Origin of the sequence: Dyella silvae, assembly GCF_026421305.1 — a bacterium.
Taxonomy (GTDB): Bacteria; Pseudomonadota; Gammaproteobacteria; order Xanthomonadales; family Rhodanobacteraceae; genus Dyella; species Dyella silvae.
The window spans coordinates 398379-418960 of sequence record NZ_JAPJBQ010000003.1; the positions used below are offsets into that span (position 1 = coordinate 398379).

The window sequence follows — 20582 nt, forward strand, 5'->3', positions numbered from 1 at the left end:
CGTTCGCCATGAAACGAAAAAGGGCGGTGCATGGCACCGCCCTTTTTTTATGTGATTCCAACCGACTCAGGGGGCGATGCCCATCTCCTGATAGAACGCGTCATAGCTGGTGGCGCGGCCAAGAAACCGTTGCAGCAACACATCCGGCTCTTCCGTGCCACCGGGCTCGAGGATGTCCTTGCGATAGCGCATGCCTACTTCGGCGGTGTCCGCGCCTTTCTTGCTGAAGGCGGAGTACATGTCCTGCGCGTAGACCTTTGACCATACATAGCCGTAGTAGCCAGCGTCATAACCTTCCATGAAATGGACAAAGCTGGCTTCGGGGATGGTGCTTTCCACGGCCGGGAGCGGCGTCAGCTCGCGCCAGGTGGTGTGCCAGAGTTTGGTTGGGTCAACTTTCGGGCCGCTCTGGTGAAGACGCATGTCGTAGGTAGCGAAAAACACGTCGAACAGGTGGTCTGAGCTTTCGGTAGCGTGCTTGCTCGCGATCAACTTGTTGATCAGGTCGTCCGGCAAGGGCTCTCCAGTACCTACGTGGCTCGACACGCTCTTGAGCACCGCTGGCTGCCACATCCAGTTTTCCAGCATCTGTGACGGCGCCTCCACGAAGTCCTGGCGTACATTGCTGCCGTACAGTGTTTCGTACGGTGCCGTAGACAGTGTCATGTGCATGATGTGACCAAACTCGTGGAAGAACGTGATCACGTCATTGTGATTCAGCAGCGAAGGTTTGCCCGGTTCGCTTGCCGGCCAGTTGCCAACAATGGTCGCGACGGGCTTTTGCATCGTGCCATCGGCTAATCGACGGCCCGAGCGCAATGGCATGCTGGCGAAATGCCCGTACTTGCCTGCCCTTGGATACAAATCCATGTAGAACCAGCCGAGCAGCTCTCCGCTGGCCGCATCTCTGATCGCGTATTCCGTAATGCCGGGCGCCCATGCTTTGACGTTTGGCACTTCTTCGAAGCGCACGCCTAGCGTCTTCTGATAGATGTCCAGCATCGCCGGCACGACCTTGTCGAAAGGGAAGTACTGGCGGACCAGTTCCATGTCGATGTCGTAGCGCTCCTTCTTGAACTTTTGCTTGTAATGTCCGTAATCCCAGATTTCGAACGGGGTGCTTTCGCCGTCCCGTTGCTTGAGCGCGCGTAGCATGGCCACTTCCTGGGTTGACTTGGGAAGCAGCTTTTCGTTGAGCTGTGCCAGGAAGCGGTTCACATGCTCTGGCGTCTTCGCCATCTTGGCGTCCAGCTGGTAGGCAGCCCATGATGGGAACCCCAGCAAATGCGCGAGCTGGTCCCTGATGGCCACGGCGTCGGCGAGCCGCTGTACATTCGGTTGGCCACCTCTGCTGTCGTAGACCAGCCAGTACCGCTTGCGCGCAACACCCGATGATTCATTGCGCATAAACGTCACGACGGTGCTTTCGTCGACGGGCACGGTATAACCGCGCTCATTTGGCTTGAGCGTGGCGACGAAATCCTTGGGGAGCGATGCGGCTTCTTCCTTGCTGATATCGACCGTGCGGTGTTCTTCGGCAAGCGTGCGGCCAAAGTCGATCTGCAACTTGTTGAGCTGATCGAACAATGCCGTGACCTTGGCGCGCGTGGCAGGGTCGAGTCCAGCGCCTGAGCGCCGCCCTTGTTCGAGATATCGGTTCACCAATTGCCGGTCAGCTTGCGTTTTGGTTTGTTTCTGCGCCGATTTTGCCAACGCATAGATCGCCGGGTCTGCACCGATCTTCACGTTGAAGGCTGCTACGTCTTGCTGGCAACGGGTGGAGGCGTCACGCACGCTCTTGTCTGTGGCGATTTCACCTTGATTGGCCTGCACGATCAGGGCGTCGTTCAGATCAGCCATGGCGTTCTCTACAGCGCCGATGCCGCTTGCAAACGTCGCTTCGTTCAGCGGTTGCGCGTCGATCGCATCAATGCGGGATTGTGTGCGCGCCAGTGCAGCTGCACACCCCTGGCGAATCTGGTCACTGGAGAGGTTCCAGGCAATGCCCGAGTCGGGCGGCGATGCGCCTGGAACTGCGTACGCGGGGTAGACGAGAGCAAGCATAAGCACTGCAACGGAGTAGTGACGCATTGCCGTCTATCCTTTTGCTGGGCAGGTGCGCCCCCGGTCACGTTCATGGGACTGACGTAGGCCTGGCGCATCAAACGGCACGCTATCCAAGCGCGTTAACCGGGGAAATCAGACGGAACGGCTATGACTCGCCAGCCGTCAGTCGCGACGATAGGCTGACTGGCCTAGCCTCGGGCGAGGGCTGCTATGCTCAGAGAACCTCCCGGCCGGCCGATGACCACGACCCATGCGCTTCGCCTTCGTCGCCAGCGAGACCAATGTTGCCCAGCAAGCCCGGCGCAAGTTCATCGATCGCTACGGCGACGTGCCGCCCGAGCAGGCCGATGTGATCGTTGCCCTGGGTGGCGATGGCTTCATGCTTCGTACTCTGCATGCGTACCGGGCCCTGCCGGCGCCGGTGTACGGCATGAAGCTGGGCCGGGTCGGCTTTCTGATGAACAAGCACCGGTTGGATGGTCTGGGCGATCGCATCGCGCGCGCCCACGCCGCCGTGCTGTATCCACTGGAGATGCGCACCGTCGATGCGGCGGGTGAGGTGCATCACGCGCTGGCCTTCAATGAAGTGTCACTGCTGCGCCAGAGCAATCAGGCGGCGCATCTCGAAGTGAAACTCAACGAGATCGTGAAACTGACCACGCTGGTATGCGATGGCATCCTGGTATCCACGCCGGCAGGGTCAACCGCATACAACCTGTCCGCACACGGGCCGATTCTTCCACTGGATGCCAACGTGCTCGCGCTGACGCCCATCAGTCCGTTCCGGCCGCGTCGCTGGCGTGGCGCCATTCTTCCGCATCGCACCTTGGTGACCTTGCGGGTACTGGATCCCGGCAAGCGTCCGGTCAGCGCCACGGCCGACTACCACGAAGTGCGCGATATCCGCGAAGTGGAAATCCGCCAGTCTGCGGGGCAGGGTGTGCGGCTGTTGTTTGATCCGGAGCACAATCTGGAGCAACGCATATTGGATGAGCAGTTCGCGCAGGACTGAGAGCCAGGAGTGAAGAGAGAGAAGTGAGAAGTGAGAGAAGAGCGCGGGCTGGCAGAGTTTTCTCTCACTTCTCACTCCTCTTAACTCACTTCTCGCCTTTTGCGCTAGATTGACGTTATGAACCGCCCAGCCAGCGCCATCCACGATCCTTCCGCCGCTGCCGACAACCGGCTGGTGGTAGCCATTTCTTCGCGCGCCTTGTTTGATCTGGGCGACAGCCACGAGCTGTTCGAGCGCGAGGGGCTGGATGCCTATCGCTCGTTTCAGATCGAGCATGAGAACGAGATTCTCAAGCCGGGCGTGGCATTTCCCCTGGTGCAGAAACTGCTCGACCTCAACAAGCTGGCGGGCGACAAACCGCCGGTTGAGGTGATTCTGCTGTCGCGCAATTCGGGCGATACGGGGCTGCGCATCTTCAACGCGATTCAGCATTACGGACTGGAGATCAGCCGCGCGGCATTCACCAGCGGCGCACCTACCTCGGACTACATCGGGCCGTTCAAGGCGGATCTGTTCCTTTCCGCCAACGCTGAAGATGTAGGGCGCGCACTGGCCGCCGGCGTGGCGGCGGCCACGATCCTGCCGTCGACTGCGCCACCGCGTGCTACCGAGCAGCTGCGTATCGCCTTCGACGGCGACGCGGTGATCTTCGGTGACGAAGGCGAGCGCGTGTCGCGTGAAGAAGGGCTGGAGGCATTCCACCAGAGCGAGCGCGAGCTTGCCGAAGAGCCGTTGTCGGTGGGGCCGTTCCGCGGCTTTCTTTCCGCCTTGCATCGGTTGCAGGCGGCGTTTCCCGCCGAAGATTCACCTATCCGCACTGCGCTGGTAACAGCGCGTTCGGCGCCGGCGCACAAGCGCGTGATTCTTACGCTGCGCCGTTGGGGTGTGCGCATCGACGAGGCGCTGTTCCTGGGCGGGCGCGATAAGGGGCCCTTCCTTGATGCCTTCGGTGCAGACATCTTTTTCGACGACTCACCGGCCAATGTCGAGTCGGCGCGCAAGCACGTGGCAACGGGCCATGTGCCGCATGGCGTGAGCAATCGCTAACTCGCTTTGTTCTTCTGTGGGAGCGCACTCTGTGCGCTCCCACACATATTTTCAGGGGACGGAGTGGCCTTTGCTCGAGGTCCAGATCGCGTACCAGTCTTCCACATCGAGCTTGACGTCCAATGCAGCGACCGCGTCGCGCAGGCCTTCGATGCGGCCGGTGCCGGTAATAGGGTGGGGGCGCGAGGGATGACGCAGCACCCAGGCGAACGCCAGTGTGGTGAGGCTGATCCCGTAGCGTTCTGCGATAGCGGTCATTTCGGCGCGCACGCGTTGCGCCTGTTCATCGTCAGACGTAAACAGACGGCCGCCACCTAGCGGTGACCAGATCATGGGGCGGGCGCTGAGCTGCTGTGCTTGATCCAGCGTACCGTCGTCCAATGCATCCATCTGCAGCGGTGACAGTTCCAGCTGATTGGTGAGCAGTGCGTGGTGTTGGTGCAATAGCGCGAACTGGCTGGCGCTGTGATTGGACACGCCCCAGTACGCCACTTTGCCTTCGCGGGTCAAGGTGGTGAAGGTATCTGCGAGCTCAGCCGCATCCATCAGATAGTCGGGGCGATGGATCAGTACCAGGTCAAGCTGGTCGGTATGCAGGTTGCGCAGCGATTGTTCCACCTGCGCCCGCACGTAGCCGGCCGAGCTGTCGTAATAGTTGACGCGATACGGCATTTTTTCGGAGCGAAGGCGGATGCCGCACTTGGTGATCAGCTGCATGTGCTGGCGCAGCGCCGGGGCCGCTTTCAGCGCCTCGCCAAACTGACCCTCGGCCTGATAGTTGCCGTAGATGTCCGCATGGTCGAACGATGTGATGCCGAGTTCCAGCGCCTGCTCGATCCAGCGCACGCGCTCCGCCACGCTCAGACGCCAGTCGGTGATGCGCCAGAGTCCGGCGACGATGGGGGAGAGCGCAAACGTAGTGGACGACATGACAAGACCGGGCACAAAGGAGGCTGGCAGTGTGCCAAGCGGCGCTGGTCGGCGCCAGCGTGTCAGCGTCACGGCGTCTGCGGTGGTGGCGTCGCCGGTTTTGAATTACTCAGCTGATCCGCGGACCAGCCGCCACCCAGGTCGCCGATAAGCGATACGGTATCGAGCAGGCGTTGCTGTTGGACGTTCAGCGCGCTCTCTTCGGTGCTCAGCTGCGTGACCTGCGCCGAGGCTGCCGTGGTGTAGTCGACGGTGCCTGCCTTGTATTCGTTGAAGGCGATATCGGCGCCGCGAGTGGCATCGCGCACGGCCGAGTCCAGCACCTCGGCCTGCTGGGCCAGGATGCGCAGATTGGAGAGATCGTCCTCCACGTTCTTGAGCGCGTTGAGTACGGTGCCGCGATAGTTGGCGACGGCGGCTTCGTAGTTGGCTTTCGCTGCAGTTACCTGGCCATGCCGGGCGCCGGCATCGAACACGGTTTCGCTCACATCGGCACCCAAAGACCACACGTGGTTGGCGATATGCAGCAAACCCGCCAATGGCGATTGCGAGAATCCATCCGCCGCGTTGAGCGACACCGTTGGGTAGTAGGCAGCGACGGCAACGCCAATCGCGGCGTTCTCCGCCGCCATCTGACGTTCCGCCACGGCAATGTCAGGCCGCCGCTGCAGCAGGGTGGAAGGCACGCCCGCAGGCACCGTCGGCATGGTGGGCAGCGACGTGCTGTGAGGAATGTCGATTTCCTCCGGATTCTTGCCCACCAGCACCGCGATGGCGTGCACGTATTGCGCGCGGGCAACGCCCAATGCGATGAGGCTGGATTGCGCATTCTCCAACTGGGTACGTGCCGTGATCACATCCGAGGGTGGTACCGTACCGGCCGCGCCCTGATTGGCCACGACGCGCAGGTATTCCTGATACGCCTGCACGGTTTTCTGCAGCAGATCGACATTGGCGTCGGTCACGCGCAGTTCGATCACGGCGGTGGCCAGCGTCGTCTGCTCCGACAGCGTGGCGTTGGCCAGCGTCGCTTCGCTGGCCTGCGCGCTGGCCTTGCTCTCTTCGACCGTGCGGCGCACCTTGCCCCACAGGTCCGGAGCCCAGCTCACATTGCCCTCCAGTGACCCTGAGGTACTCACCGGGCGAAGATGTTCCACGCCGCTGCCCGCGTTGCCGGCGGCACTGCGCTGTTTGCTGGCCGCACCCGTAAGACCGATGGTCGGAAACAGGCTGCTGCGCGCCACTTGTACTTCGGCCAGTGCCGCCTGGTAGTTGGCGTAGTCCTGGCGCACGGTCTGGTTGGATACGGACACCATCGGTTCCAGCTGATCGAGCAATGGATCGTTGAACACCGTCCACCAGTCGCCCTTGGGTGCTTCCGCTGCCGGGGCTGCTGCGGTCCAGCCGGGCAGCTCCTTGTATTGAACGGGTGCGCTGACCTCGGGCCGATGGTAATCCGGGCCTACCATGCAGCCGCCCAACCACATCGCGACTGAAATGGCCAACCACTTGATGGGCGTGTGGGTGTTCATGCGCCTGCCTCCGACCGGTTCCACGGCATGCTCTGCGACCAGCGGGAGAGCCTGACGCCGAGGCGGTCGAGATAGAGATAAATCACGGGTGTGGTGTACAGCGTGAAGACCTGACTCAGGATCAGGCCGCCCATGACCGTGATGCCCAACGGTTGCCGCAACGAGGCACCCTGTCCAAAACCCACCGCCAGAGGCACCGCGCCCAGCACGGCCGCTGCCGTGGTCATCATGATCGGCCGCAGGCGCAGGATGGCCGCTTCATGGATGGCGTCTTGTGGCGCCATGCCTTCATCACGCCGCAAGTGAATGGCGACGTCGATCATCATGATCGCGTTCTTCTTGACGATGCCGATCAGCAGAATGATGCCGATCAACGCGATCACCGAGAACGGCGTATTGAAAATCAACAGGGCGAGTGTGGCGCCAATGCCCGCCGATGGCAGCGTCGAAAGAATGGTGATGGGATGCACGGTGTGCTCGTAAAGCATGCCGAGCACGATATAGACAGCCGCGAGCGCCGCCAGTATCAGCAAGGGCATGGTCGACATAGACTGTGCGTAGACCTGCGCCGCGCCCGCTGTCGTACCGTGAATGGACGCAGGCATGCCCAGTTCCTGCGCTGCCTGATTGATAGCCGCCAGCGCATCGCTCAGCGAACCACCGGGTGGCAGGTTGAAGGAAATGGTGCCGGCTACCAATCCGCCCTGATGGCTGACCTGAGTGGCGGTGTGGTTGCTGATATACGTCGCCAGCGCCGGGAACGGCACCATGGTTTCTGCCGCTGTGCTGTCGGCGCTGCCGCTCGAGCTTCCACCTCTCGCGTTGGAAATGGCATTGGTGAGCTGGTTGGCTTCGGCGTCGGCATTGAGCGCGTTGGTGTTGGATGCCACACCTTCCGCCGACGTAACCGCGGCCACCGCGGTAACGCCTTTGACGAGGGCTTTCGACATCTGTGTCTGCTGCGTTCCCGTGGCGTTGCCTGCGGCGGTACTGAAGCGGATCCGCTCGAGCATTTGCGGGTATTGCCAGTAACGGGGCGCCACTTCCATTACCACGTAGTACTGATTGAGCGCGTTGTAAACCGTGGAGACCGTGCGCTGCCCGAACGCATCGTAGAGCACGCTGTCGATCTGGTTGGGTGCAAAACCGTAGCGTGCAGCCGTGGGGCGATTGATATGGACGTAGATCTGCAGGCCGTTCTGTTGCAGGTCGGAGTTCACATCGGTCAGCTTGTCGTGATACTTGGCCAGGTCGGCGACCAGCCTTGGCACCCAGGTGAACAGGGCGTTGGCATCGTCGCTGGTCAAGGTGTACTGGTATTCCGAGGCCGACTGACGGCCGCCGATATGCAGATCCTGCGCAGCCTGCAGAAAAAGCTTGGCGCCGGATACCGCATTGAGCTGCGGGCGCAGCCGGTCGACCACCTGCGCCGCCGACAGCTTTCGCTGTGCCAGCGGCTTCAGTTCGATATAGACATTGGCTGTGTTGAGCGCGCGGCCTCCCGTGAAACCGGCCACGGATGCCACGGCCGGATCGTTCTTAACGATCGCCTGCAACTGGGCCAGCTTCTTCTCCATCGCCTGAAACGAGATGCTCTGGTCGGCAATGATCTGTCCGAGCAGGATGCCGTTGTCCTGTTCGGGGAAGAAGGTGGAAGGCACCAGCTTGACGAGGAACACGTTGAGCACGATCAGGCTGATCAGCGTCAGACCGACCAGCAGCGCGTGATCGAGCACGGCGGTAAGCGAACGTGAGTAGGCATTCCTGAAGCGATCGAACTGATGTTCGTACCAAAGTGCCCAGCGCGCTTTGGAGTGCAGGGTCTCGCGGCGCAACACATACGCCGCCATGGTGGGTGTGACCGTCAGCGAGATGACCAGTGACAGCAGTATCGCCACCGACAGCGTCACGGCAAATTCGTGGAACAACAGGCCGATGATGCCTGGCATCAACAAGATCGGAAGAAAGACCGCGATCAGCGACAGGCTCATGGAAATGACGGTGAAGCTGACTTCTGCGCTGCCGACCATCGCCGCCTCGCGCACATCCATGCCGGTTTCGACATGGCGCACGATGTTCTCGAGCACTACCACCGCGTCGTCCACGACAAAGCCGGTGCCGATGGTCAGAGCCATCAGCGACAGGTTGTCGATGCTGTAGCCCATGAGATACATCGGTCCGAAGGTGCCGATGATCGACAGCGGCAACGCTACGGCTGGCACAAGAATCGCCCGTGGCGATTGCAGAAAGATGTACACCACGCCAATCACCAGCAATACGGCCAGGACCAACGTGCGCTCGGTGTCGTTGACGGCGGCATTGACTGATTGCGAGCGATCAACGGAGATGCCGATGTGGACATTGCGCGGCAGGGTCGATTCGATGCCGGGCAGGCTCTTGCGAATCTGTGCCACGGTATTGACGATGTTGCTGCCGGGCATGGGAAACACGATCACCAGCACGGCATCCTGGCCGTTGTAGAGGCCGGCGTTGCGGATGTTTTCGGCCGAGTCCTGCACGTCCGCCACGTCGCGCAGCAACACGGGTGAGCCATTGCGGTAAGCGATGACGAGGTCGCGGTAGGGGGCTGCCTTGTTGATCTGGTCGTTGGAAAGTACTTCGTAACGCCGGCCGTTCTCGTCGATATGGCCCTTTGCGCTGTTCGCGTTGGCAGCACTGATGGCCGCGCGTACGTCTTCCAGGCCGATGCCGTAGCTGTTGAGCTGGTCTGGCTCCAGTTCCACGCGCACGGACGGCAGCGCGCTGCCGCCCAGGGTGATCTGGCCGACGCCGTTTACCTGGGACAGCTGTTGCTGGATTACCGAATCGGCCGAGTCGTAGAGCTGGGCACGCGTCAGCGTATGCGATGTCAGCGCCAGCACCATGATCGGCGAATCCGCCGGGTTGTACTCGCGGTAGGTCGGGTTGTTGCGCAAGGTGGTCGGCAGATCGGCGCGCGCGGCCTGAATCGCGGCCTGTACGTCGCGTGCAGCGCCGTTGATATCCCGGTTCAGGCCGAACTGCACGACGATGCTCGAGGTGCCTACCGAGCTCTGCGAGGTCAGTTCGGTGACATCGGCAATGGTGCCTAGACGCCGTTCCAGCGGTGCGGCCACGGTCGACGCCATGATGTCGGGGCTGGCGCCCGCCAGGTTGGCCTGCACCACGATCACCGGGAAGGTGATGTTGGGCAGCGGCGCAACGGGCAGATGGAAGTACGCCAGCAGGCCCGACAACAGGATGGCAACGGCCAACAACGTGGTCGCCACCGGTCGCCGTATGAAGAGGCCGGGAATGTTCATGGCGTGCTCTCGCTCGCCTGGGCGGCGGACTTGCCCTGGAAGCGCTGCGCCAGGCGGTCAAAGAACAGATAGATCACCGGCGTAGTGAACAGCGTAAGGACCTGGCTCAGCGCGAGCCCGCCGATGATGGCCAGACCCAGCGGGCGCCGCAGTTCGGAACCGGTACCGCTGCCCAGCAGCATCGGCAGGGCGCCCAGCATGGCGGCCAGCGTCGTCATCAGGATCGGACGAAAGCGCAGCAGCGAGGCTTCAAAGATCGCCTCAGCCGGTGGTTTGCCGTGCTGGCGTTCGGCCTCCAGCGCGAAGTCCACGATCATGATCGCGTTCTTCTTGACGATGCCGATCAACAGCACGATGCCGATGATGCCGATTACATCCAGGTCGCTGCCGGCGATCATCAGTGCGAGCAGGGCGCCAATGCCGGCCGAAGGCAGCGTGGAAAGTATCGTCACCGGATGGATGAAGCTCTCATACAGCACGCCCAGCACAATGTAGACGGCGACCAGGGCTGCGATCAGCAAGTACACCTCGCTGGAAAGCGAATCCTGGAACGCCTGTGCCGCACCCTGGAAGGACGACGTCATCGACGAGGGCAGGCGCATCGCCTGTTCCACCTGGTTGATTTCGCTCACCGCCTTGCTCAGTGAGGCGTCCTTGGCGAGGTTGAAGGAAATGGTGACCGCGGGGAATTGCGCGAGGTGGCTGATCACCAGAGGTGACTTCGTTATCCGGAGGGCAGCGATGCCTTTCAGCGGTACCTGGCCCGTGCTGCTGGTCTGGCTGGGCAGATAAAGATCGCCCAACGACTCCACCGTGGGCAGGCTCTCCGGCTTGGCGACCAGAATCACCCGGTACTGGCTGGCCTGTTCGAAGATCGTCGACACGATGCGCTGCCCCAGCGTGTCGTACAGCGCATTGTCGATGGTGGCGGCAGTGATGCCATAGCGCGCGGCGAGCTGGCGGTTGACCTCGATATTCACGCTGAAACCATCGTTGTTGAGGTCGCTGGTGACATCGGTGATCGAGGTGATGTTCTTCATGCGTGTTATCAGCTCAGGCACGTACTGCTGAAAGGCCTGCTGATTCGGTCCGCGTAATACGAACTGATACTGGTTGGGCGATACGCGGGTATCGAGGGTCAGGTCCTGTTCGGGCTGCAAGTAGAGCTTGATGCCGGGAACGTTGGCCACTTCGCCCTGCAGGCGTCTGGCGATCTCGGCAGCGGTCAGCGAGCGTTCGTCGCGCGGCTTGAGGTTGATCAGGAAGCGGCCGTTGTTGAGCGTGGTGTTGGTCCCGTCGATGCCGACATAGGAGGTGAGGTTGATGACATCCGGATCTTTGAGAATCGCCTCCACCAGCGCCACCTGCCGACTTTCCATGGCGGTGTACGACACCGAGTTGTCCGCCACGCTGATGCCCTGCAGCACGCCAACGTCCTGTACGGGAAACAAGCCCTTGGGGATGATCACGTAAAGAATGATGGTGAGCGCCAGCGTTGCGACGAAGACGAGCAGGGTGGCTGTCTGCCGGGCCATCACGAACGTCAGGCCGCGCTTGTAGGCATCCAGGATCTGATTGAACACACGCTCGCTGATGCGCTCGAACCGGCTCGGATGACGATCGGCCTGCGCACGCAGCAGCCGCGCACAGAGCATCGGCACCAACGTCAACGACACCACGGCGGACAACACAATCGTTACGGCCAGCGTTACCGCGAACTCGCTGAAGAGGCGTCCGATCACGCCGCCCATGAACAGCAGCGGGATCAGTACGGCAATCAGCGACACCGTCAGCGAGAGAATGGTGAAGCCGATCTGGCCTGAACCTTCCAGTGCTGCTTCCAGCGGCGTCCGGCCTTCCTCCAGATAGCGCACGATGTTTTCGATCATCACGATCGAGTCGTCGACGACAAAGCCGGTGGCGATGATCAGCGCCATCAGCGAGAGGTTGTCGATCGAATAGTTGAGCTCGTACATCAAGGCCAGCGTGCCGATCAGCGAGACCGGCACGGAGATGCTGGGAATCACGGTAGCCGGCAGGTTGCGTAGAAACACGAAGATCACCAGCACCACCAGCACTACGGCGAGCACCAGTTCGAAAGCGGCGTCGGAGACGGAGGAGCGGATCACGCCGGTGCTGTCCGACACCACCTGCACATTCATGCCGGCCGGCAGCGTGGATTCCAGCTGCGGCAGCACTTTCATGATCTGGTTGACCGTGGCGATGACGTTGGCGCCTGGCTGGCGCTGCACGTTGAGCACGATGGCTTGCGTCTTGTTGTACCAGGCACCTTGCTCGGTGTTTTGCGCCGACTCGGTGACACGGGCCACATCGTGCAGAAACACCGGTGCGCCGTTCTGATACGAGATCACCGTGTCGAGATAGTCCTGCGGGTCCTGGATCTGGTCGTTGCCGTTGATGGTGTAGTTCAGCTCCGGACCGTCGAAATTGCCCTTGGGCTGGCTGACATTGACGTTGGCGATCAACGAGCGCAGATCGTCGATGTTGAGGCCGTAACCGGCGAGCTTCTTCGGGTCGGCCTCGACCCGGATAGCGGGCACGTTGCCACCGGCAGGCGTCACCAGTCCCACGCCCGGCACCTGCGAAATCTTTGCCCCGAGACGGTTGTTGGCGATGTCCTGCAGTTGCGGCAACGACATCGAGACCGAGGTGACGGCGAGAGTGAGGATCGGCTGGTCGGCCGGGTTGACCTTGGCGTACGTCGGCGGCGCGGGCAAGCCCGAAGGCAGCAGGCTGTTGGCAGCGTTGATGGCCTCCTGCACGTTCTGTTCGGCCACGTCGAGGTTGAGCGACAGGTCAAACTGCAGGGTGATGATCGACGCACCCGCCGAGCTGTTGGAAGTCATCTGTTGCAGACCGGGAATCTGCCCTAGCTGCACTTCCAGCGGCGCCGTAACGGTGGTGGCCATCACCGTGGGGCTGGCGCCGGGGTAAAAGGTCTGCACCTGGATGGTCGGGTAGTCGACATTGGGAAGCGACGACACCGGCAGAAAACGCATCGCGACGAGGCCCACGAGCACCAGGGCGATCATCAGCAGCGAGGTGGCTACCGGCCTGAGTACGAACAGGCGCGACATGTTCATGGGATCGCGCGCCCGTTACTCACGACGAAGCGACGGCGTGCGTTCGCTTGCCGTCCTGGCCCGGAGGATGTGGCGCGGGTGTGTGCCCGGTGGCACCGGCTTTGGCAGTGGCGATCTTGATCTTTGCGCCGTCGCTCAGGCGATCCATGCCATCGGTGACTACCTGCTGGCCTGCGGCGAGCCCGGTCAGGATCACCGTGAATTTGCCGTCGCTGGGTCCCGGTGTCACCTTGTGTACCGACACGGTCTGGTCTGCATTGACCAGGTAGACGTAGTCGCCCGGTGCGCCGCTCAGCACGGCCGGCGTGGGAACCAGCACGGCGTTCTGCAACGTGTCGACCAACAGGCGCACGTTGACGAATTCGTTGGGAAACAACACCTCGTCGTCATTGGGGAAGGTGGCGCGCAATGTCACCGTACCGGTGTTGGTCGCCATCTGGTTGCTGAGCGCGTACAGCGTGCCGGTAGCGAGTTGCTTGCTGTTATCGCTGTTGTAGACCGTCACGGCCAGCTTCGCCCCCGTGTTGACGCGCTGAAGCACTTTGCTCAGCGCGTTCTGCGGCACGGTGAACTGCACCGTGGTGGGCTTGATGGTCGTTATCGTCACGATGCCCGGCGACGTCGACTGCGTCACGTAGTTGCCGGGATCCACCAGGCGCAGACCTACGCGCCCGGCGACAGGTGCCGTGATGTGGCAGTAGATGAGATCGAGATCGAATTGCGCGATGGAAGCGAGATCCGCTTTTGTCGCGGCTTCCAGTTGCTGCACGGTGAACTTCTGGTCGAAGTACGTCTGCTCGGCAATCGAGTTTTGCTGGTGCAGTTGCGTATAGCGAGCAAGGTCGGAGCGGGCCAGCGACAGGCTCGCCTCGTCCTTGGCAAGCTGCGCCTGTGCCTGTTGCTTGCTGATCTCGAACTGGCGCGGGTCGATCTGCGCGAGGAACTGGCCTTTCTCCACGTCCTGCCCTTCCTGATACCCCACCGCCACGAGATAGCCGCTCAGCTGCGGCAATACATTGACGGTGGCGACGGGTGTCACGGTACCCAGCGCGCTCAGGATTTCGGGCATCGGACCCAGCGTGGCAGTGGCAGCGCTCACCACTTGCGGCGGCGCGCCGGTTTTGGTCTTGCCCCCGCTCAGGATATGGATGGCCATCAGCACGATGAGTGCGATGGCAACGAGCAGGGCGATCATCAGCCCGCGTCGTTTATGGAACGGCCCAACCGCTTTAAGGGTGTCGGCACTCATGCACCACCTCCCAGCGATTCACTGCGCAGCCCGCAAGACCTGCCGAACTACTTTTAACGATTTGTTGTCGTCAAGGTTGACCCAAAAGCACTGTGCAGACTGATCGCACAATGCTCGTCACGGATCGGTGAGCGCCAACGGGCGCCTTGGACGAACGCAGCAACTGGGAAGAAGAGACGCCGGTGCCTACACCATGCGCGCGCGCTTCCACCAGCCGGTGACTTGCTCCTCGCGCACCAGCGTGAACAGACCCGAACCGAGAATCAGCGCAATGCCGATCAGCATCGGCCAGTCCAGATGGTCGCCGAACAGCCAGTAGCCGAAACCGATGGCCCACAGCATCTGGCTGTACTGGGTAGGTGCCACCCGATTGGCCGGTGCGTGATGGGTGGCAAGCATCAGCAGGACGCCGGCAAGGCCGGCCAGCAATCCGTAACCGGTCAACAGGTACCACTGGTGAAGGTCGGGCCATACGAAGTTCGGCAGCATCAACACGCCGCCACTCACCAGCGGCCCGATGACACCGGCGCCATACAGGCTGATGCGTTTTTCATGAGGCCCCGCCATGCGCAGCGCGACCACCGACACCGCACCCGAGAGGCCGCATGTCATCGCAGCCAGATGCCCAACACCCAGCACTCGGAAGCCCGGGCGCAGCACCACCAGCACGCCGACGAAACCGATGATCACGGCAGTCCAGCGGCGCCAGCCCACGTGCTCCTTGAGAAACAGCACGGAAAGCACGGTGACGAAGATCGGCAGCAGAAAGATCAGCGCGAACGCCTCGGCCATCGGCAAGGCAGTAAACGCGATCACGGCGGAGATGTTGCAGATGGCACCGGTGATGGCCCGAATCCACCAGAGGCTTGGCTTGCGCGCGCGAAACACATCCAGATAGCTGTCGCCGGGATGCCGGATAAAGGGCAGAGCACTGAGCATCAGTACGGCGCCGAAGAACACGGCCTCATAGGCGGGCAGCGTGCCGTGCAGCGATTTCACAAACGCATCGCTGATCGCATAGGCGGCGTAGCAGGCAAAGCCGAGTAGGACACCTTTGAACATGAGTCATCCGTGCAAGACGCTGTAGCTGCCCGTTGCCCCTGCACGACCCGTCAAAGGGCGGGTACCGGAACCCAGCGTCTTTCGGGGGAGCAGCGCGCGCGTCTGGCTTACGCTGGGATGACGGGAGTGGGAGCGCATGGTCCCACAGCCCGCACCGGCCGCCTACCCTGAGCAGGGCAGTCCGATCCATACGCAGGCGTTTCAGAAGCGGAGCGGAAGAAACTGGCCGCCGGGAGTCCGCGTAATCAAGTACTTGCGTGGCCGGTCTCGCGCGTTCCTGAGGCGATGAAAACTGCTGCACTCTGGCATGACGGGGGCCGGAAAGGGCCGCTAGAATGGAGGTTTGCCCCAGTCACGGAACCTCACTGATGTCCGCTCGCCTGAATCCCCTCGATCTTTACGATGTCCGCTCGATGCTCACCGACGAAGAGCGCATGGTGCAGGACACCGTCGGCCGCTTTGTCGACGAGAAAGTGTTGCCGATCATTGGGGATTGCTTTGATCAGGGCCGCTTCCCGAAGGAACTGGTTCCCGAAGTGGCGAGCCTTGGCCTGCTGGGTGCCACCATTCCCGAGAAGTACGGCTGCGCCGGCATGAACGGCGTGAGCTACGGCCTGATCTGCCAGGAGCTGGAGCGTGGCGATTCGGGCCTGCGCAGCTTCGCCTCGGTGCAGAGCTCGCTGTGCATGTACCCCATTTACGCCTACGGCACGGAAGAGCAGAAGATGCACTACCTGCCGAAGATGGCGGCAGGCGAAATCATCGGTTGCTTCGGCCTCACGGAACCGCACGGCGGCTCTGATCCGGCCAACATGAAGACCCACGCCAAGAAAGACGGCGGTGACTGGGTCATCAACGGCGCCAAGATGTGGATCACCAACGGCAACCTCGCGCACATCGCCATTGTGTGGGCGCAGACGGACGAAGGCATCCAGGGCTTCATCGTGCCGACCAACACGCCGGGCTTCACCGCGCAGGAAGTGCACAAGAAGATGAGCCTGCGTGCGTCGGTGACCTCCGCGCTGTTCTTCGACAACGTGCGCGTGCCGGAGGCCAACCGCCTGCCGAACGTGAAGGGTCTCAAGGGTCCGCTGGGCTGCCTCACGCAGGCGCGCTACGGCATCACCTGGGGCCCGATCGGCGCCGCGCAGGCGTGCCTGAAGGAAGTGCTCGACTACACCCAGGAGCGCATTCTGTTTGGTCGCCCGCTGGCGTCCAATCAGGCTGTCCAGCTCAAGATGGCCGAGATGGCCCGCCGCATCACCATGGCGCAGTTGCTGTCGCTGCAGCTCGGCCGCCTGAAGGATGCCGGCACCATGCAGCCGACGCAGGTGTCGCTGGCCAAGTGGAACAACTGCCGCATGGCCATCGATATCGCGCGCGAGTGCCGCGACATCCTCGGCGGCGCGGGCATCACAACCGAACACGTGGCCATTCGCCATGCGCTGAACCTGGAATCGGTCATCACCTATGAAGGTACCGAGACGGTGCACCAGCTGGTGGTGGGGCGTGAGCTGACGGGTATCAACGCGTTCTGAGGATTGGTTTGGCTGACGCCTCACACGTTCGTCATTCCGGCGCAGGCCGGAATCCAGCGCCTTGTTGCTGGGCTAAGCCACTGGATCCCGGCCTGCGCCGGGATGACGGTGAGGGGGACAAGCCATGAAGCAAGGGCATGCCATCACATGAGCTGGCAAAACATCCGCATCGAAACCGATCGTCTGATCCTGCGCCCGCCGCAAGGCGAAGATTTCGATGCCTGGGCAGCCAACATGGCCGATGAGGAATCGGCGCGCTTCATCGGCGGCCTGCAGCCTCGCCCGGTGGCATGGCGAGGTTTTCTCACCATGGTCGGCGCGTGGGCCATTCAGGGCTTCGGCATGTTCTCAGTGATCGAGAAAAGCAGCGGCCGCTGGATCGGCCGCATGGGGCCGTGGTGTCCCGACGGTTGGCCGGGCAGGGAAGTAGGCTGGGGGTTGGCACGTCATGCCTGGGGCAAGGGTTACGCGCAGGAGGGCGCCATGGCCTGCATGGATTTCGCGTTCGACCAATTGGGCTGGGACGACGTGATTCATTGCATCGACCGGGCCAACACGCCCTCGCAGGCATTGGCGCAGCGCCTTGGTTCACGCAATCGCGGTCCGGGTCAGCTACCCACGCCGTTTGAAGACTTCCCTATCGACATCTGGGGCCAGACTCGCGATGAGTGGCGGCATCGACGCGCATGAGTCACGTCACACCTGCGTTGTACACCACGCTCGCCGAGATCGTGCCCGAGTTGCATGTGCATTGTGTCGACCCGTGGTGCCTGATCGGCAGCGCCGCTGCATTGCTGGCAGGCGCCAACGTGAATGTCGCTGATGTCGATGTGCTGGTGTCGCGTGACGATGCCGAGCGCCTGATGACACTGTGGTCAGCGCAGCGCGAACATGTCTATGAACCCGCCGGTGCAGAACGTTTCCGCTCCCATTTCGCACGCTTCCGTTTTCCTGGCATGCCGGTGGAAGTGATGGGCGGGCTGGAGCTTAACCAGGGCGATGGGTGGAAGCCGGTGCAAGCGGGGCGGTTGACGCTCGTCGGCTTGAACGGGCTTGCTGTACCTGTGCCTTCGGTGGATGACCAGATTCGCATACTTGAAAGTTTTGGGCGTGAGAAGGATCGACAGCGTGCCTCCATGCTGCGAGCCCTCACTTCCTCTCCCCTCCGGGGAGAGGACTGAGGTGAGGGGCGGGTGCTCGCGATGAAGGAGCTACGAAGCAGGCTTCGATGGGAGCTTGCCGCAAGATTGACCCCTCACCCCAACCCTCTCCCCGAAGGGGAGAGGGAGCAAAAGCGTTTTCTGAACCTCACGCTATTCCGTACTGGCGCGTGTGCCATCCCCGATTCAATAATCCCCTGATTGCCGCCTCGCGGCCGTTCGTTGACGAGACATCATGACCGCTATTCCGTATTCCCTCACGGCACGCCACAAGGGTTTCAACCGCGCCGAGATCGTCGATCAGAACTTCACTGAGTTCGTACAGCTGTGGCAGGGCGATGTACACCAGCCGCGTGGTGACCATGCACCGGTGCTGCCGGGTAGCGCGCTCAACGCGCAGGGTTTCCGCGAGCTGCTGGAATCGCAGTTGATCAGCCGACATCTGGATCTGATGGCGCGCGTACTGCGCGTGCAGAACAAGGTGTTCTACACCATCGGCTCCAGTGGCCACGAAGGCAACGCGATGGTGGCGCGCCTTACGCGTCACACCGATCCGGCCTTCCTGCATTACCGTTCCGGCGGCTTCATGGCCGAGCGCTTCCGCAAGTTGCCGGGCATGGATCCCGTGATGGATTCGGCGCTGTCGTTCGCTGCCAGCATGGAAGACCCCGCCTCCGGCGGCCGTCACAAGGTGTGGGGCAGCAAGCCGCTCTGGGTGTTGCCGCAGACATCCACTATCGCATCGCATCTGCCGAAGGCGCTGGGCACTGCCGTTGCCATCGAGCAGGCCCGCCGCATCGGCCACAAGCTGCCGATTCCTGAAGACAGCATCGCCGTTTGCTCGTTCGGCGACGCGTCGTCCAATCACGCCACGGCGCAGACGGCTTTCAACGCTGCCGGGTGGACGGCCTATCAGAAGCTGCCCGCGCCCGTGCTCTACGTGTGCGAGGACAACGGCATCGGCATCTCGGTGAAGACGCCGAACGGCTGGGTGGCCAACAACTTCCGCCATCGCGCCGATCTCGATTACTTCTACGCCGACGGCCTCGACCTCGCCGATGGCTACGCGCAGGTGCAAGAGGCGGTGGAACACTGCCGCACCACGCGCCGTCCGACCTTTCTGCATCTGCGTACAACGCGTGTGATGGGTCACGCCGGCACCGATTTCGAAATCGAGTGGCGTAGCGTTGAGGAACTCTTTGCCGTGGAAGCGAGCGATCCGCTGCTGCGTTCGGCAGAAATCGCGCTTTCCTCGGGCCTCTACACCAAGGAATCGCTGCTCGCGTTGTACGAGGTCACGCGCAAGCGCTGCTTTGAAGCGGCGGAAGACGCGGACCGTCGTCCGCGCCTGACCACGTTGGAGCAGGTGATGAAGCCGCTGGCGCCGTACACGCCGGCCGCCGTGAAGGCCGAAGCTGAGCGCACGGATTACCAGGATCGCCGCCTCGCAGCGTTCGGCAGCGAGGAGAAGCTGCCCGAGAAGCAGCCGCCGCGCCATCTGGCCATCCAGATCGGACAGGCGCTGCACGACATCATGGCCAAGTACCCCGAGTCGTTGCTGTTTGGCGAGGACGTGGCCATGAAGGGCGGCGTGTATACCGTTACCAAGGGCCTGCACAAAACGTTCAAGGGCAGCCGCGTGTTCAACACGCTGCTGGACGAAACCATCATCCTCGGTCTGGCGCAGGGTTACGCCAACATGGGCATGCTGCCCTTACCGGAAATCCAGTACCTGGCGTACTTCCACAACGCCTGCGACCAGATTCGCGGTGAAGCGGCGTCGTTGCAGTTCTTCTCCAACGACCAGTACCGCAACCCCATGGTGATGCGCGTGGCCAGCCTGGGCTACCAGAAGGGTTTCGGTGGCCATTTCCACAATGACAACTCGATCTCGGCGTTGCGCGACATTCCGGGCCTGGTCGTGGGCTGCCCCAGCCGCGGTGACGACGCAGCCACCATGCTGCGCACCATGACGGCGCTGGCCAAGGTTGACGGGCGCGTGTGCGCGTACCTGGAGCCCATCGCGCTGTACATGACCAAGGATCTGTACGACGCGGGCGACGGCCAGTGGCAGTTCGAGTATCCCGCGCCGGGTCAGGCCATGACGCTGGGCGAGGGGCGCATCTACAACGAAAGCGCCAACGACCTGGTGGTGTTCACCTTCGGCAACGGTGTGCCGATGTCGCTGCGCGCGGCGCGTACCATTGAATCCGAACTCGGCTGGAAGGTGCGCGTGGTGGATCTGCGCTGGCTGGCGCCTCTCAACAATGCCTTCATCGCCGAACAGGCAAAGTCGGCCAAGCGCATCATCGTGCTGGACGAAGGCCGGCGTAGCGCAGGCGTAGGCGAAGGCGTCATCACGGCCATCGTCGAAGGCGGCAGTGGCGCTACACCGCTGCAGCGCGTGGTAGGTGCGGATACCTACACGCCGCTCGCCGGCGCAGCGCTGCTGGTGTTGCCGGGCGAGGCCGATGTCGTCGCCGCGGCGCGCAAGCTGGTCTGATCGCAAGAGCATGACGCGCTGGGTGGTCCAGCGCGTCATGCTTCTTCACCGCGAGTCGGCACGGGCGCAGCCGTTA

At 62.2% G+C, this 20582-nt stretch carries 13 protein-coding genes; 6 read left to right on the forward strand and 7 right to left on the reverse strand.

Annotated elements, in window-relative coordinates; genetic code table 11:
* Positions 1-66: 66 nt before the first annotated feature.
* Positions 67-2091 carry a M3 family metallopeptidase gene (locus OQE56_RS10265; protein WP_267224053.1) on the reverse strand — a complete coding sequence of 675 codons (2025 nt, stop codon included), beginning with the start codon at positions 2089-2091 and terminating at the stop codon, positions 67-69.
* Between the two features lie 226 nt (positions 2092-2317).
* Here OQE56_RS10265 and OQE56_RS10270 point away from each other — a divergent pair, with 226 nt between their 5' ends.
* Together OQE56_RS10270 and OQE56_RS10275 are read left to right on the forward strand one after the other, a co-directional pair.
* The gene (locus OQE56_RS10270; protein WP_267224055.1) at positions 2318-3079 is read left to right on the forward strand and encodes an NAD kinase; all 762 of its coding nucleotides are present in this window, start codon (positions 2318-2320) and stop codon (positions 3077-3079) included.
* Between the two features lie 117 nt (positions 3080-3196).
* Positions 3197-4126, forward strand: coding sequence for a 5'-nucleotidase (locus OQE56_RS10275; RefSeq protein WP_267224057.1), 930 nt, complete (start codon positions 3197-3199; stop codon positions 4124-4126).
* A gap of 51 nt (positions 4127-4177) precedes the next feature.
* Here the strand turns inward: OQE56_RS10275 and OQE56_RS10280 are convergent, their stop codons facing one another.
* The 6 genes from OQE56_RS10280 to OQE56_RS10305 all read right to left on the reverse strand — a co-directional run bounded on the left by OQE56_RS10280 (position 4178) and on the right by OQE56_RS10305 (position 15305).
* Positions 4178-5056 carry an aldo/keto reductase gene (locus tag OQE56_RS10280; RefSeq protein WP_267224058.1) on the reverse strand — a complete coding sequence of 293 codons (879 nt, stop codon included), beginning with the start codon at positions 5054-5056 and terminating at the stop codon, positions 4178-4180.
* Between the two features lie 68 nt (positions 5057-5124).
* Positions 5125-6588: an efflux transporter outer membrane subunit gene (locus OQE56_RS10285; RefSeq protein ID WP_267224060.1), complete on the reverse strand. Its 1464-nt coding sequence runs from the start codon at positions 6586-6588 to the stop codon at positions 5125-5127.
* Positions 6585-9890, reverse strand: coding sequence for an efflux RND transporter permease subunit (locus tag OQE56_RS10290; protein WP_267224062.1), 3306 nt, complete (start codon positions 9888-9890; stop codon positions 6585-6587). The genes OQE56_RS10285 and OQE56_RS10290 overlap by 4 nt, the downstream gene beginning before the upstream one ends.
* A complete protein-coding gene (locus OQE56_RS10295) occupies positions 9887-12994 on the reverse strand; it encodes an efflux RND transporter permease subunit (protein WP_267224063.1) in 3108 nt (1035 codons plus the stop codon). The genes OQE56_RS10290 and OQE56_RS10295 overlap by 4 nt, the downstream gene beginning before the upstream one ends.
* Before the next feature lie 19 nt (positions 12995-13013).
* Positions 13014-14243, reverse strand: a complete 1230-nt coding sequence (locus OQE56_RS10300; protein WP_267224065.1) for an efflux RND transporter periplasmic adaptor subunit — start codon at positions 14241-14243, stop codon at positions 13014-13016.
* Between the two features lie 186 nt (positions 14244-14429).
* On the reverse strand, positions 14430-15305 hold the full coding sequence (locus tag OQE56_RS10305) for a DMT family transporter (protein WP_267224066.1): 876 nt from the start codon (positions 15303-15305) through the stop codon (positions 14430-14432).
* 368 nt (positions 15306-15673) lie between these two features.
* Between OQE56_RS10305 and OQE56_RS10310 the strand changes: the two genes are divergently transcribed.
* From OQE56_RS10310 to OQE56_RS10325, 4 genes are all read left to right on the forward strand, one after another.
* Entirely contained in the window at positions 15674-16843 is a 1170-nt protein-coding gene (locus tag OQE56_RS10310; RefSeq protein WP_267224067.1) for an acyl-CoA dehydrogenase family protein, read from the forward strand.
* Positions 16844-16990: 147 nt separating this feature from the next.
* Positions 16991-17533, forward strand: coding sequence for a GNAT family N-acetyltransferase (locus OQE56_RS10315; RefSeq protein WP_267224068.1), 543 nt, complete (start codon positions 16991-16993; stop codon positions 17531-17533).
* Entirely contained in the window at positions 17530-18024 is a 495-nt protein-coding gene (locus OQE56_RS10320) for a nucleotidyltransferase family protein (protein ID WP_267224070.1), read from the forward strand. Before OQE56_RS10315 ends, OQE56_RS10320 begins: the two co-directional genes overlap by 4 nt.
* Positions 18025-18238: 214 nt before the next feature.
* Positions 18239-20506: a thiamine pyrophosphate-dependent enzyme gene (locus OQE56_RS10325; protein ID WP_267224072.1), complete on the forward strand. Its 2268-nt coding sequence runs from the start codon at positions 18239-18241 to the stop codon at positions 20504-20506.
* The last annotated feature ends 76 nt before the right edge of the window (positions 20507-20582 follow it).

What these genes read in the sequence shown, in the direction of transcription:
- OQE56_RS10315 (WP_267224068.1), top strand. Translation starts at nt 16,991, where the DNA reads ATGAGCTGGCAAAACATCCGCATCGAAACCGATCGTCTGATCCTGCGC.
- OQE56_RS10285 (WP_267224060.1), bottom strand. Translation starts at nt 6,588, where the DNA reads ATGAACACCCACACGCCCATCAAGTGGTTGGCCATTTCAGTCGCGATG.
- OQE56_RS10320 (WP_267224070.1), top strand. Translation starts at nt 17,530, where the DNA reads ATGAGTCACGTCACACCTGCGTTGTACACCACGCTCGCCGAGATCGTG.
- OQE56_RS10295 (WP_267224063.1), bottom strand. Translation starts at nt 12,994, where the DNA reads ATGAACATGTCGCGCCTGTTCGTACTCAGGCCGGTAGCCACCTCGCTG.
- OQE56_RS10270 (WP_267224055.1), top strand. Translation starts at nt 2,318, where the DNA reads ATGCGCTTCGCCTTCGTCGCCAGCGAGACCAATGTTGCCCAGCAAGCC.
- OQE56_RS10325 (WP_267224072.1), top strand. Translation starts at nt 18,239, where the DNA reads ATGACCGCTATTCCGTATTCCCTCACGGCACGCCACAAGGGTTTCAAC.
- OQE56_RS10305 (WP_267224066.1), bottom strand. Translation starts at nt 15,305, where the DNA reads ATGTTCAAAGGTGTCCTACTCGGCTTTGCCTGCTACGCCGCCTATGCG.
- OQE56_RS10310 (WP_267224067.1), top strand. Translation starts at nt 15,674, where the DNA reads ATGTCCGCTCGCCTGAATCCCCTCGATCTTTACGATGTCCGCTCGATG.
- OQE56_RS10265 (WP_267224053.1), bottom strand. Translation starts at nt 2,091, where the DNA reads ATGCGTCACTACTCCGTTGCAGTGCTTATGCTTGCTCTCGTCTACCCC.
- OQE56_RS10280 (WP_267224058.1), bottom strand. Translation starts at nt 5,056, where the DNA reads ATGTCGTCCACTACGTTTGCGCTCTCCCCCATCGTCGCCGGACTCTGG.
- OQE56_RS10300 (WP_267224065.1), bottom strand. Translation starts at nt 14,243, where the DNA reads ATGAGTGCCGACACCCTTAAAGCGGTTGGGCCGTTCCATAAACGACGC.
- OQE56_RS10275 (WP_267224057.1), top strand. Translation starts at nt 3,197, where the DNA reads ATGAACCGCCCAGCCAGCGCCATCCACGATCCTTCCGCCGCTGCCGAC.
- OQE56_RS10290 (WP_267224062.1), bottom strand. Translation starts at nt 9,890, where the DNA reads ATGAACATTCCCGGCCTCTTCATACGGCGACCGGTGGCGACCACGTTG.